The sequence below is a fragment of the Mycobacterium sp. ITM-2016-00316 genome, from assembly GCF_002968335.2.
Taxonomy (GTDB): domain Bacteria; phylum Actinomycetota; class Actinomycetes; order Mycobacteriales; family Mycobacteriaceae; genus Mycobacterium.
Map to the genome: position 1 here is coordinate 2,796,128 of NZ_CP134398.1, position 12,130 is coordinate 2,808,257.

General features: G+C 69.0%; 13 protein-coding genes. 9 read left to right on the top strand and 4 right to left on the bottom strand.

Features of this window, described 5'->3' with window-relative positions:
• Positions 1–2: 2 nt before the first annotated feature.
• Together C6A86_RS13440 and C6A86_RS13445 are read right to left on the bottom strand one after the other, a co-directional pair.
• Positions 3–1,355, bottom strand: a complete 1,353-nt coding sequence (locus C6A86_RS13440) for a lipase family protein (protein WP_105363720.1) — start codon at positions 1,353–1,355, stop codon at positions 3–5.
• A gap of 43 nt (positions 1,356–1,398) precedes the next feature.
• Positions 1,399–2,091 (bottom strand): NrtR DNA-binding winged helix domain-containing protein, encoded by a 693-nt coding sequence (locus C6A86_RS13445; RefSeq protein WP_105363719.1) that lies wholly within the window; start codon positions 2,089–2,091, stop codon positions 1,399–1,401.
• A gap of 47 nt (positions 2,092–2,138) precedes the next feature.
• Between C6A86_RS13445 and nadA the strand changes: the two genes are divergently transcribed.
• Genes nadA through nadC form a run of 3 tightly spaced genes read left to right on the top strand, consistent with a single transcriptional unit; the run spans position 2,139 to position 5,673 of the window.
• Positions 2,139–3,188 (top strand): quinolinate synthase NadA, encoded by a 1,050-nt coding sequence (gene nadA / locus C6A86_RS13450; RefSeq protein ID WP_105363718.1) that lies wholly within the window; start codon positions 2,139–2,141, stop codon positions 3,186–3,188.
• Complete coding sequence (locus C6A86_RS13455) at positions 3,185–4,780, top strand: L-aspartate oxidase (protein WP_105363717.1); 1,596 nt, start codon at positions 3,185–3,187, stop codon at positions 4,778–4,780. The genes nadA and C6A86_RS13455 overlap by 4 nt, the downstream gene beginning before the upstream one ends.
• Positions 4,781–4,809: 29 nt before the next feature.
• Entirely contained in the window at positions 4,810–5,673 is an 864-nt protein-coding gene (nadC, locus tag C6A86_RS13460) for a carboxylating nicotinate-nucleotide diphosphorylase (RefSeq protein ID WP_199196221.1), read from the top strand.
• Here nadC and C6A86_RS13465 read toward each other — a convergent pair.
• Together C6A86_RS13465 and C6A86_RS13470 are read right to left on the bottom strand one after the other, a co-directional pair.
• Positions 5,670–6,305, bottom strand: a complete 636-nt coding sequence (locus tag C6A86_RS13465) for a LysE family transporter (protein WP_105363716.1) — start codon at positions 6,303–6,305, stop codon at positions 5,670–5,672. The genes nadC and C6A86_RS13465 overlap by 4 nt on opposite strands.
• A gap of 34 nt (positions 6,306–6,339) precedes the next feature.
• Entirely contained in the window at positions 6,340–6,762 is a 423-nt protein-coding gene (locus C6A86_RS13470) for a nitroreductase family deazaflavin-dependent oxidoreductase (RefSeq protein ID WP_311101188.1), read from the bottom strand.
• Between the two features lie 66 nt (positions 6,763–6,828).
• Here C6A86_RS13470 and hisD point away from each other — a divergent pair, with 66 nt between their 5' ends.
• From hisD to C6A86_RS13500, 6 genes are read left to right on the top strand one after another with little or no spacing between them, the layout of a single operon-like run.
• Entirely contained in the window at positions 6,829–8,178 is a 1,350-nt protein-coding gene (hisD, locus tag C6A86_RS13475; RefSeq protein WP_105362167.1) for a histidinol dehydrogenase, read from the top strand.
• A gap of 2 nt (positions 8,179–8,180) precedes the next feature.
• Entirely contained in the window at positions 8,181–9,326 is a 1,146-nt protein-coding gene (locus C6A86_RS13480) for a histidinol-phosphate transaminase (protein ID WP_105362166.1), read from the top strand.
• On the top strand, positions 9,323–9,931 hold the full coding sequence (gene hisB, locus C6A86_RS13485) for an imidazoleglycerol-phosphate dehydratase HisB (RefSeq protein ID WP_105362165.1): 609 nt from the start codon (positions 9,323–9,325) through the stop codon (positions 9,929–9,931). Before C6A86_RS13480 ends, hisB begins: the two co-directional genes overlap by 4 nt.
• Before the next feature lie 2 nt (positions 9,932–9,933).
• Positions 9,934–10,560, top strand: coding sequence for an imidazole glycerol phosphate synthase subunit HisH (gene hisH, locus C6A86_RS13490; RefSeq protein ID WP_105362164.1), 627 nt, complete (start codon positions 9,934–9,936; stop codon positions 10,558–10,560).
• A gap of 23 nt (positions 10,561–10,583) precedes the next feature.
• Entirely contained in the window at positions 10,584–11,318 is a 735-nt protein-coding gene (gene priA, locus C6A86_RS13495) for a bifunctional 1-(5-phosphoribosyl)-5-((5-phosphoribosylamino)methylideneamino)imidazole-4-carboxamide isomerase/phosphoribosylanthranilate isomerase PriA (RefSeq protein ID WP_105362163.1), read from the top strand.
• Entirely contained in the window at positions 11,318–12,130 is an 813-nt protein-coding gene (locus C6A86_RS13500; RefSeq protein WP_105362162.1) for an inositol monophosphatase, read from the top strand. The genes priA and C6A86_RS13500 overlap by 1 nt, the downstream gene beginning before the upstream one ends.

Below are 12,130 nucleotides of genomic sequence, written 5' to 3' on the forward strand. Positions count from 1 at the left end.
CGCTACCGGTCGAGCTCCGACAGCGGCAGACGATGCACCTTGCGCCCGGTCAGCACCTTGGCCGTGATGACGGCCAGCCGCGCCATCCCCGTGTAGGTCGACGGGTTGAACATGGTCGGCCACTTGGTGCGCAGCAGGTGCTCGCCGAGCGGGCGTCCGGCGAAGCGGTCCGAGAGCCAGCGCAGCGCCATCGGCGCCGACATCGGGTGCAGCAGCAGATGCTCGCTGAACATGTCGCGGTGATAGGTGACGTGGGCGCCGCCCGAGGAATAGGTCTCGGCGAGCTCATCGATGCCGTCGACGGAGATGATCTCGTCGTGCACGGCCTGGATGATGAGCACCGGCGGTGTGGGCACCGCGACACCGAGCTTGATATCGGCGAAGACGTGCTGCACCTCGGGGGTGGACAGGATCTGTTCCAGTGGCTGGTCCAGCATGTCGCCCATATCGGTGCGGAACAGCCGGACCATGGCCTCGACGGTGGTCATGTGGTGCAACCTGTCCAGCAGGGCGCGGCCCTTCTCGCTGGCATGTTCGGCGATGATCCGCTGCAGTCCGGGGTAGACGTCGGCGAGCGCCGCGACGACCAGCGCGGGCAGCGCCGAGGCGAAGGTGCCGTTGAGCTTGCGGAAGGTGCGGCCCAGGTCGCCGACCGGTGAGCCGAGGACGGCGCCGACGATATTGAGCTCGGGAGCGTAGGTACCGCTCATCTCGGCGGCCCACGCGCTGGCCAGACCGCCACCGGAGTAGCCCCACAACCCGATCGGCGCGGTGTCCGAGAGCGTCAGCTGCTCCGAGCTCAGCGCCGCACGCAGCCCATCGAGCACGCGGTACCCGGGTTCGTACGGGGTGCCCCAGTTGCCGTTGACGCCCTCGTGGTCGGGTACGGACACTGCCCAGCCCTCGGCGACGGCCGCGGCGACGAGCAGCATCTCGAACTGCGGCACCGCACCCGGGGCCACCGCATGGCGACGCAGGGCATAGGACGGGAAGCAGCGCGAGGAGATGGCATCGATGGCGCACTGGTAGGACACCAGCGGACAGACGCGCTCGGGGCCCCGTTCGGCCGGAATGACCACGGTGGTGGCGGCCGCCTCGGGCTTACCGTTCATGTCCGTCGTCCGGTAGAGCAGCTGCACGGCCCGCACCTGCTGGGGAATCAGTCCGAGAAAGGCCAGTTCGACGTCCCGGCTGCGCAGCACGGTGCCCGGCGTGGCGTGCTGGAAGCCGGCCGGGGCGACGTAGAACGGATCGTCCTTGGGCAGCCGGGGACGCGCGGAGCGGTCCAGCGCCTCGTGCGGGACGGCTCCGATCCATTCGGCGTCGGGCGCGGCCGCAGTGCTGCCAAAGTCCATCCGGGCATTGTTGCCTAAGAATGGTCTAAGAAGCCAGCCCGACTCACCCCGGCGGACGTAGTGCGGCGAATTCGTCGGTGACGCGGTAACGCGACTCGGTGAACCGGTACAGCGCCGCCGGCCGGCCTCCGCTGCGTCCCGAGCGCGCGGTGGTCCCGGTCCTGGTGATGACGTTGCGGCGTTCCAGCACACGTTGCAGATTGGTGGCGTCCACCGGGTGCCCGAGCGCCGCGCTGTAGATGTCACGCAGCGCCGACAGCGCGAATTCCTTGGGCGCCAAAGCGAATCCGATATTCGTATAGGACAGTTTCGCGATCAGCCGGGAGCATGCGTTGACCACCATCGTGCCGTGGTCGAACGCCATCGGGGGCAGCGCCGACACCGGGTGCCAGCGGGTGTCCGGCGGTAGCTCCGGGGTGGCGGGGGAGGGCACCAGTCCGAGGAAGGTGGAGGCGATGGTGCGCGGACCCGGTACCCGCTGCGGGTCGGAGAACACCGCCAATTGTTCGAGATGGGTCAGTTCGCGCAGGTCGACCTTCTCGGCGAGTTGACGCCGAACTGAACTGATCATGTCCTCGTCGTGTCTCAGCTGCCCGCCGGGCAGTGCCCAGGCGCCGCGCTGCGGGTCCATGGCCCGTTCCCACAGCAGCACGCTGAGCTGCGGGTTTTTCGTGGGCAGCTGGCGAACCTGGAGGACGACAGCAAGCACTTCATGGTCGGTGCTACCATATGGCATGTTTTCGATTGTAAGTCGAAAACCTCGTTGGCACAAAGGAGACTGCCATGACGGTCCTGGATCGCACAGCAGCGCACGACAGCGTTCTCGCCTCGCGCATCGTCGACGGCCCCGGCGGTTACGCCGGAGTGGTGGGCGACGGGCAGTGGGCGGCCGAGGTTCGCCGGCTGGCGGACCTGCGCAATGCCACGCTGCTCGCGCACAACTACCAGTTGCCCGCCATCCAGGATGTCGCCGACCATGTGGGCGATTCGCTGGCGCTGTCCCGCATCGCCGCCGAGGCGCCCGAGGACACCATCGTGTTCTGCGGTGTGCACTTCATGGCCGAGACCGCGAAGATCCTGGCGCCCGCCAAGACGGTGCTGATCCCGGACCAGCGGGCCGGCTGCTCACTGGCCGACTCGATCACCGCCGACCAGCTTCGCGAGTGGAAGGACGAGTTCCCCGACGCCGTCGTGGTGTCCTACGTGAACACCACCGCAGCGGTGAAGGCGCTCACCGATATCTGCTGCACCTCGTCCAACGCAGTCGAGGTGGTCGCCTCCATCCCCGAGGACCGCACCGTGCTGTTCTGCCCGGACCAGTTCCTCGGCGCCCACGTCCGGCGCGTCACCGGCCGCAAGAACCTGCACATCTGGGCCGGCGAATGCCATGTGCACGCCGGGATCAACGGTGACGAACTCGCCGATCAGGCCCGCGCCCACCCCGATGCCGAGCTGTTCGTGCACCCCGAATGCGGTTGCGCCACATCGGCTCTGTACTTGGCCGGTGAGGGAGCGGTACCCGAGGACCGGGTGAAGATCTTGTCCACCGGCGGCATGCTCGACGCCGCCCGCGAGACCAAGGCCCGCCAGGTGCTGGTCGCCACCGAGGTCGGCATGCTGCACCAGTTGCGCCGCGCCGCACCGGATGTCGATTTCCTGGCGGTCAACGATCGCGCGTCCTGCGGCTACATGAAGATGATCACCCCGGCCGCGCTGCTGCGCTGCCTGGTCGAAGGCGCCGACGAGGTGCATGTCGATCTGGAGACTGCCGAGCTGGCGCAGGCCAGTGTGCAGCGCATGATCGAGATCGGGCAGCCCGGCGGCGGGGAATGAACGCCGTCTCGGCATCCTGCGGGGGAGCCGGGTACTGGCAGCAGCGCGCCGACGTCGTCGTCATCGGCACCGGAGTGGCCGGTCTGGTGGCCGCACTGGCCGCGGTGCGCGAGGGCCGCAAGGTCATCGTGCTCAGCAAGATCGCCGAGACCGCGACGTTCTACGCCCAGGGCGGCATCGCCGTCGTCCTGCCCGACGCGTTCTGTGCGGGCGGCGATTCCGTGGAGGCGCACGTCGCCGACACGCTCGCAGCCGGTGGCGGGTTGTGTGATGTGGACGCCGTGCGCTCCATCGTCGCCGACGGCTACCCGGCGGTTGCCGACCTCGTCGACGCCGGAGCCCGATTCGACGAGTCCACACCGGGACACTGGTCGCTGACCCGCGAGGGTGGCCACAGCCGGCGCCGGATCATCCACGCCGGCGGGGATGCCACCGGTGCGGAGGTGCAGCGCGCGCTCGATCACGCTGCCACCCACCTCGATATCCGGCGCAATCATGTGGCCCTGCAGATCTGTCATGACGGGGACCGGGTGACCGGGGTGCTGGTGCACAGCGACGACGGGCCGGGCCTCGTGCATGCCCCGTCGGTCATCCTGGCCACCGGCGGGCTGGGGCATCTGTACGCCGCCACCACCAACCCCGACGGATCCACCGGTGACGGTGTCGCGCTCGCGCTGCAGGCCGGGCTCAGCGTCACCGATATCGAGTTCATCCAGTTCCATCCGACGATGTTGTACACCGGGCCGGCCGGTGGGCGCCGCCCGCTGATCTCCGAGGCACTGCGTGGTGAAGGAGCCGTACTCGTCGACAGCCGAGGCAACTCCGTCACCGCGGGGGTGCACCCACTGGGCGACCTGGCGCCGCGCGACGTGGTCGCGGCCGCCATCGACGCACGCCTGCGGGCGACCGGCGAAGCCTGCGTGTATCTCGATGCCACCGGTATCGACGATGTACACCGGCGGTTCCCGACCGTCACCGCGGCGTGCCTGGCCGCCGGTATCGATCCGGCCACCCGGCCGATTCCGGTGGTGCCGGGCGCGCACTACAGCTGCGGCGGCGTGCGCACCGACGTGCACGGGCGCACCGAACTGCCGGGGTTGTTCGCCGCCGGTGAGGTCGCGCGCACCGGTATGCACGGCGCAAACCGGTTGGCGTCCAACAGCTTGCTAGAAGGTCTTGTCGTCGGCGGCCGGGCCGGCCGCGCGGCATCCGCGCACGCCCGGCAGGCCGGGCCGGCCACGGCGGCCGCGCCCGCGGCCGTGCGACTGCCCGCGCTGGACCGAAATGTGCTGCAGCGCGCCATGAGCCGGCACGCCTCCGTGGTCCGTGACGCCGATGGCCTGGGGCAACTGGCCGCCGTGCTGGCGGACGCGCCGCAGCGCACCGTCACCGATCGCGACACCGCCGAGGACGCCGCGCTCACGTGTGCGGCGCGGGCCATCGTCGCGGCCGCCCTCGCGCGCACCGAATCGCGTGGTTGTCATCACCGTGGTGATCACCCGGAAACAGATGCCGCACAGGCGGTCAGCATCTCGGTACGCATGAATGACGCCGCTGATCCCGCCGTCGTCGCACCGGTCGGGGCCGGCTGATGACGCATATGACCCAAGGAGCGCAGGTGATGTCAACAGCTTTGTCGGCAGGCGAACTCGTCGAAGCCAGGGCTGTCATCGCCCGCGCCCTGGAAGAGGATCTGCGCTACGGGCCGGATGTCACCACCCTGGCGACGGTGCCCGCCGACGCCATCACGACGGCCTCGATGGCGACCCGTGAACCGGGCGTCGCCGCCGGTGTGGATCTGGCCCTGATGGTGCTCGACGAGGTGCTCGGAGCCGATGGCTACACCGTCCTGGACCGGGTGTATGACGGTGCCCGCCTGGAGGCCGGTCAGTCGCTGTTGCGTCTGACCGCGCCCGCGCAGGGACTGCTGACCGCCGAGCGCACCATGCTCAACCTGGTCTGCCATCTGTCCGGTATCGCGACCGCGACGGCCCGGTGGGTGGATGCCGTCGAGGGCACCGGCGCCAAGATCCGGGACACCCGCAAGACATTGGCCGGGTTGCGATTCCTGCAGAAGTACGCGGTCCGGGTCGGCGGCGGCGTGAACCACCGGATGGGGCTCGGCGACGCCGCGCTGATCAAGGACAACCATGTCGCGGCGGCCGGCTCGGTATTGGCCGCGCTGAACGCGGTGCGGGCGCTCGCACCGGACCTGCCGTGCGAGGTCGAGGTGGACTCGCTGGAGCAACTCGACGATGTGCTGGGCGCCGGGGTGGAACTGGTGTTGCTGGACAACTTTCCGGTGTGGCAGACCCAGATCGCGGTGCAGCGCCGCGATACCCGGGCACCGGCGACCTTGCTCGAATCCTCAGGCGGGTTGTCGCTGGAATCCGCAGCCGACTACGCCGGGACCGGTGTCGACTACCTGGCCGTCGGTGCCCTGACCCACTCGGTGCGGGTGCTCGATATCGGCCTGGACACCTAAGCGGGAGCGCCGCGGCGCACCAGGGACAGCACGACGGCGGCCGCCGCGAACATCGTGGCGATGACGCGGTTCAGGATGGTCTGCTGGCGCGCGTTGTGCAGCCAGTTCATCAGCCGCCCGGCCAGCCCGGTGTAGAAGCCCATCACCACGATGTCGACGACGATCATCGTCAGCCCGATGGCCAGATACTGCGGAAGCAGCGGCGCCGCCGGCACCACGAACTGCGGCAGCGCCGCCAGGAAGAACACCAGTCCCTTGGGGTTGGTGGCGTTGACCAGAAATCCGCGCGCCACCAGACCACGGCGGCTGCTGCCGGTCGGGGCGCCGAGCTGTTCCCGCAGATCGCGCGGGGCGGTGCGCCACTGGCGGATTGCCAGGTACGCCAGGTAGGCCACCCCCAGCCACTTGATCACGGTGAAGGCCAGCGCCGATGCCGCGACGATCGCACCGACGCCGGCGGCCACCAGCACCAGTTGCAGCATCAAACCGATCTCCAGGCCGAACACGCTCCACCAGCCGCGCCGCAGACCCTCGGTCATCCCGGTGGCCATCGACTGCACCGCGCCGGGGCCCGGCGCCACGCTGATCACGATCGCCGCACCGAGGAAAGCCAGCCACACCTGCCAGGTCATGGAGAAAGTGTGGCAGGTCCGGTCAACCGATATTTCAGGCGATATCGGCGACGAAGACCCCGGTCCTGCGGGCCATCACGCGAGCGATGAAGGGCAGCGACGGATCTTTGGTGCCCGCCGGCAGGACCCGCGGATTCACCAGGTGCAGGTCCTTGCGCGATACCAGGATGTCCGCCTCACCGGCGGCCAGCACGTTCTTCACCCAATTCGTCTTGCCGTGGATCAGTCCGATGGCCAGGGTGTTGCCCTTGCGGTAGGCGGTGACCGGGGTCTCGTACCGGGTCCCGGAGGTGCGCCCGGTATGGGTGATCACACTCATCCCGGGCAGCTTCCTGCTGATCGGCGTCATGAGGGGATTGATGTACTTGATCTGGAAGTTCTCCAGCGCCGGCGGTACCAGCATCGGCACGCCGGAGGCGTTGTTGGGATGTTGCTTACGTGACGGCGACGCGGACATGACGGCTCCCGAATTCGATTTGGCCTGCTCTGGGACAATAGACCCGTGACGTCACCACGATCCCTCATGGCCCGCATCGATCTGCGGGGTGCGGACCTGTCCGCGGCCCGGTTGCGGACGACGCTGCCGCGCGGCGGTGTCGACGTGGACTCGGTGGTCCCGAAGGTCCGTCCCATCGTCGACGATATCGCCGCACGCGGCGCGATCGCGGCCCTGGAGTACGGCGAGAAGTTCGACGGTGTGCGACCCGAGACGGTACGGGTACCCATCGAGAAGTTGAGTGAAGCTGTCCGTCTACTGGATCCCGCTGTCCGCGCCGCACTCGAGGTGGCGATCGAGCGGACCCGCATCGTGCACGCCGATCAGCGCCGCACCGACACCACCACGACGCTGGCGCCGGGCGCCACGGTCACCGAGCGCTGGGTCCCGATGGAACGGGTCGGGCTCTACGTACCGGGCGGCAACGCCGTGTATCCCTCCAGCGTCGTGATGAATGTGGTGCCCGCCCAGACCGCCGGGGTCGAGTCGCTGGTGATCGCCAGCCCACCCCAAGCCCAGTTCGGCGGCCTGCCGCATCCGACCATCCTGGCCGCGGCCGCGCTGCTGGGTGTCGATGAGGTGTGGGCCGTCGGCGGTGCCCAGGCGGTCGCCCTGCTGGCCTATGGCGGCACCGACACCGACACCGACGGGGCTGGGGCGAGCGGAGCGACGAGGAACGGCAGCGAACTCGCCCCGGTGGACATGATCACCGGGCCGGGCAACATCTACGTCACCGCCGCCAAGCGCATCTGCCGGTCCCAGGTGGGCATCGATGCCGAGGCCGGTCCCACCGAGATCGCCATCCTGGCCGACCACACCGCCGATCCGCGGCACGTCGCCGCCGACCTGATCAGCCAGGCCGAACACGACGAGATGGCCGCCAGCGTGCTGGTCACCGACAGTGTCGCGCTGGCCGAGGCGGTCGACCTGGAGGTGGCCGCGCAGCTGGAGACCACCGTGCACCGCGAGCGGGTGACCGCCGCGCTCACCGGCAGGCAGTCCGCGATCGTCCTGGTCGACGATGTGGCCGCCGGGGTCCGGGTCGTCAACGCCTACGCCGCCGAACACCTGGAGATCCAGACCGAGGACGCCGCGGCGGTCGCGGGCCGAATCCGTTCGGCGGGCGCGATATTCGTCGGCGCCTGGTCGCCGGTCAGCCTCGGCGACTACTGTGCCGGCTCCAACCACGTGCTGCCCACCGCCGGCTGCGCACGACACTCCAGCGGACTGTCGGTGCAGACCTTCCTGCGCGGTATCCATGTCGTCGAGTACGACGAGGCCGCACTCAAAGATGTCGCCGGTCATGTGATCACGCTGTCCAAGGCAGAGAATCTGCCGGCCCACGGCGAGGCGGTCCGGCTTAGATTCGAAAGGTAGGAATGGCCAAGATCACGCTCGACGATCTGCCGCTGCGGGACAACCTGCGCGGTAAGACGCCGTACGGCGCGCCGCAACTGTCGGTGCCGGTGCGGCTGAACACCAACGAGAACCCGCATCCGCCCACCCAGGCGCTCATCGATGATGTGGCCGAGTCGGTGCGGGACGCCGCATCCGATCTGCACCGCTACCCGGACCGGGATGCCATCGCCTTGCGGACCGACCTGGCCGCCTATCTGAGCGGCCAGACCGGCGTCGACGTCACGGTCGAAAATGTCTGGGCGGCAAACGGATCCAATGAGATTCTGCAGCAGATCCTGCAGGCGTTCGGCGGGCCGGGGCGCAGTGCGATGGGTTTCGTGCCGTCCTACTCGATGCACCCGATCATCTCCGACGGCACCCAGACATCGTGGCTGGAAGCCGCGCGCGCCGAGGATTTCGGCCTGGACACCGACGTCGCCGTCGCCGCGGTGGCGACCAAGAAGCCCGATGTGGTGTTCCTGGCCAGCCCGAACAACCCGTCGGGGCAGAGTGTTTCGCTCGACGACCTGCGCCGGGTACTCGAGGCCGCGACCGGGGTGGTGATCGTCGACGAGGCCTACGGCGAGTTCTCCTCGCAGCCCAGCGCGGTGCGCCTCATCGCCGACTACCCGGCCAAGCTCATCGTCACCCGCACCATGAGCAAGGCCTTCGCCTTCGCCGGCGGGCGGCTGGGCTACCTGATCGCCGATCCCGCGGTGATCGACGCCCTGCTGCTGGTCCGGCTGCCCTATCACCTCTCGGTGCTCACCCAGGCCGCCGCTCGCGCGGCGCTGCGGCACGCCGATGACACCCTGGGCAGCGTCGCCACCCTGATCGCCGAGCGCGAGCGCGTCGCCGCGGCGCTGACCGGGATGGGTTTCCGGGTCATCCCCAGCGATGCGAACTTCGTGCTGTTCGGGGGGTTCGCCGATGCGCCCGCGGTCTGGCAGCGCTACCTGGACGCGGGGGTGCTCATCCGCGATGTCGGCATCTCCGGGTACCTGCGCACCACCATCGGCCTGATCGACGAGAACGATCTAATGCTCGACGTCAGCGCCACGATCGCCGAATCGGGCGTCCTCGGCGCCGACTCGGCACCCACAGCCCACCTGCAAGGAGCCTCATGACCCGTCGAGCGAGAGTCGAACGCAAGACCAGGGAGTCCGACATCGTCGTGGAGATCGACCTCGACGGCACCGGCAAGGTCGACATCGATACCGGCGTGCCGTTCTTCGATCACATGCTCACCGCGCTGGGCAGCCACGCCAGTTTCGATCTCAGCGTGCAGGCCCGCGGCGATATCGAGATCGAGGGTCACCACACCGTCGAGGACACCGCGATCGTGCTCGGACAGGCCCTCGGCCAGGCGTTGGGGGACAAGAAGGGCATCCGGCGGTTCGGTGACGCCTACATCCCGATGGACGAGACCCTGGCGCACGCGGCCGTCGACGTCTCCGGCCGCCCCTACTTCGTACACACCGGCGAACCGGATTACATGGTGGAGTTCACCATTGCCGGCTCCAGCACGCCGTACCACACCGTGATCAACCGGCACGTCTTCGAATCACTGGCCTACAACGCGCGCATCGCGCTGCACGTGCGCACCCTCTACGGCCGCGATCCGCACCACATCACCGAGGCGGAGTACAAGGCCGTGGCCCGCGCGCTGCGCCAGGCGGTGGAATTCGATCCGCGGGTGTCCGGTGTGCCGTCCACCAAAGGCACCCTGTAGACGTGGAGAGTTCGCGAAAAGTTGTCGTGCTGGACTACGGGTCCGGCAACCTGCGTTCGGCGCAGCGCGCCCTGGAGCGCACCGGTGCCGACGTCGAGGTCACCGCGGATCCGGGCGTGGCGTTCGAGGCCGACGGTCTGGTGGTTCCCGGCGTCGGCGCGTACGAGGCCTGCATGACGGGCCTGCGCGATATCGGCGGCGAACAGATCATCGCCAAGCGCCTGGCGGCGGGCCGTCCGGTGCTCGGCGTCTGCGTCGGTATGCAGATCCTGTTCACCCGGGGCGTCGAGTTCGGGGTACAGACCGAGGGCTGCGCCCAGTGGCCGGGAGCGGTGACCCGCCTCGATGCCCCGGTGATCCCGCACATGGGCTGGAATGTCGTCGACGCACCCGCCGAGAGCACCCTGTTCCGCGGACTGGAGGCCGACACCCGGTTCTACTTCGTGCACTCCTATGCGGCTCAGACCTGGGAGGGTGATCCCGACGCGCTGCTCACCTGGGCGACGCATCAGGTGCCGTTCCTGGCGGCCGTGGAGAACGGGCCGCTGTCGGCCACCCAGTTCCACCCCGAGAAGAGCGGCGACGCCGGTGCGACGCTGCTGCGCAATTGGGTCGACAGCCTCGGCTGACGAGGCAAGTAAGGTAACCGCACGTGTCCCTAATTCTTCTTCCCGCCGTCGACGTCGTCGAGGGCCGCGCCGTACGCCTGGTTCAGGGTGTGGCCGGCAGTGAAACCGAGTACGGCTCCGCGTTGGACGCCGCCCTGGGCTGGCAGCGCGACGGTGCTGAATGGATCCATCTGGTCGACCTGGACGCCGCGTTCGGGCGTGGTTCCAACCGCGAACTGCTCGCCGATGTGGTCGGGCAACTCGATGTCGCGGTGGAGCTCTCCGGCGGTATCCGCGACGACGAGAGCCTGAAGGCCGCGCTGGCCACCGGGTGCCGCCGGGTGAACCTGGGCACCGCGGCGTTGGAGAATCCGCAGTGGTGCGCCGAAGCGATCGCCGAGCACGGCGACAAGGTGGCCGTCGGGCTGGATGTAAAGCTGGAGAACGGCGACTACCGTTTGCGCGGCCGCGGCTGGGAGACCGACGGCGGTGACCTCTGGCCGGTCCTGGATCGCCTTGTCGGCGAGGGCTGCTCACGCTTCGTGGTCACCGATGTCACCAAGGACGGCACCCTGAACGGGCCGAACCTGGAGCTGCTGGCCTCGGTCACCGAGCGCACCGACGCGCCCGTGATCGCCTCCGGCGGGGTGTCGAGCCTGGACGACCTGCGGGCCATCGCCACCCTGACCGACCGCGGCGTCGAGGGCGCCATCGTCGGAAAGGCGCTGTACGCCGGGCGTTTCACGCTGCCCGAGGCGCTCAGCGCGGTCAGCGGCTGATGGTCGAGCCCGGGAAACTCGCGGCACTGCTCGCCACCGCCGCAAACGTCCTCGACGATGTGTCGGCGGCGTTCATCGACGGACACCGGGCCGACTCCGCAGTCCGCAAGCAGGGCAACGACTTCGCGACCGAAGTGGATCTCGCCATCGAGCGCCGCGTGGTGGCCGCCCTGACCGAACAGACCGGCATCGGGGTACACGGCGAGGAATTCGGCGGCGCGCCCATCGATTCCGAGTTGGTGTGGGTGCTCGACCCGATCGACGGCACCTTCAACTACGCCGCCGGTTCGCCGATGGCCGCGATCCTGCTCGGTCTGCTCGCCAAGGGGGAGCCGGTCGGCGGGCTGACCTGGCTGCCGTTCACCGGCAACCGCTATATCGCGGCGGCCGGTGGACCGTTGCGGGACAACGGAACAGAGCTTCCCGCCCTGGCACGGTCCACTCTCACCGATTCGATTGTCGGCATCCAGACCTACAATATCGACTCGCGCGGCCGTTTTCCGGGCCGCTACCGGGCCGAGGTGCTGGCCAACCTGAGCCGGGTGTCGTCCCGGGTACGCATGCACGGCGCCACCGGTGTCGACCTGGCGTACGTGGCCGCCGGGGTGCTCGGCGGTGCGATCAGCTTCGGTCACCACATCTGGGATCACGCGGCCGGGGTGGCGCTGGTGCGCGCTGCCGGCGGCGTCGTCACCGATCTCGCCGGGCAACCCTGGACGGCCGAATCGAAGTCGGCGCTGGCCGCCGCCCCGGGCATCCACGAGCAGATCCTGGAACTGGTCGCCGCCGCGGGTTCCCCGGAGGACTACTGA

Excerpts from the sequence above, each read along its gene's own strand:
- C6A86_RS13440 (WP_105363720.1), bottom strand. The coding sequence starts at position 1,355 with ATGGACTTTGGCAGCACTGCGGCCGCGCCCGACGCCGAATGGATCGGA.
- C6A86_RS13445 (WP_105363719.1), bottom strand. The coding sequence starts at position 2,091 with ATGCCATATGGTAGCACCGACCATGAAGTGCTTGCTGTCGTCCTCCAG.
- nadA (WP_105363718.1), top strand. The coding sequence starts at position 2,139 with ATGACGGTCCTGGATCGCACAGCAGCGCACGACAGCGTTCTCGCCTCG.
- C6A86_RS13455 (WP_105363717.1), top strand. The coding sequence starts at position 3,185 with ATGAACGCCGTCTCGGCATCCTGCGGGGGAGCCGGGTACTGGCAGCAG.
- nadC (WP_199196221.1), top strand. The coding sequence starts at position 4,810 with ATGTCAACAGCTTTGTCGGCAGGCGAACTCGTCGAAGCCAGGGCTGTC.
- C6A86_RS13465 (WP_105363716.1), bottom strand. The coding sequence starts at position 6,305 with ATGACCTGGCAGGTGTGGCTGGCTTTCCTCGGTGCGGCGATCGTGATC.
- C6A86_RS13470 (WP_311101188.1), bottom strand. The coding sequence starts at position 6,762 with ATGTCCGCGTCGCCGTCACGTAAGCAACATCCCAACAACGCCTCCGGC.
- hisD (WP_105362167.1), top strand. The coding sequence starts at position 6,829 with ATGGCCCGCATCGATCTGCGGGGTGCGGACCTGTCCGCGGCCCGGTTG.
- C6A86_RS13480 (WP_105362166.1), top strand. The coding sequence starts at position 8,181 with ATGGCCAAGATCACGCTCGACGATCTGCCGCTGCGGGACAACCTGCGC.
- hisB (WP_105362165.1), top strand. The coding sequence starts at position 9,323 with ATGACCCGTCGAGCGAGAGTCGAACGCAAGACCAGGGAGTCCGACATC.
- C6A86_RS13500 (WP_105362162.1), top strand. The coding sequence starts at position 11,318 with ATGGTCGAGCCCGGGAAACTCGCGGCACTGCTCGCCACCGCCGCAAAC.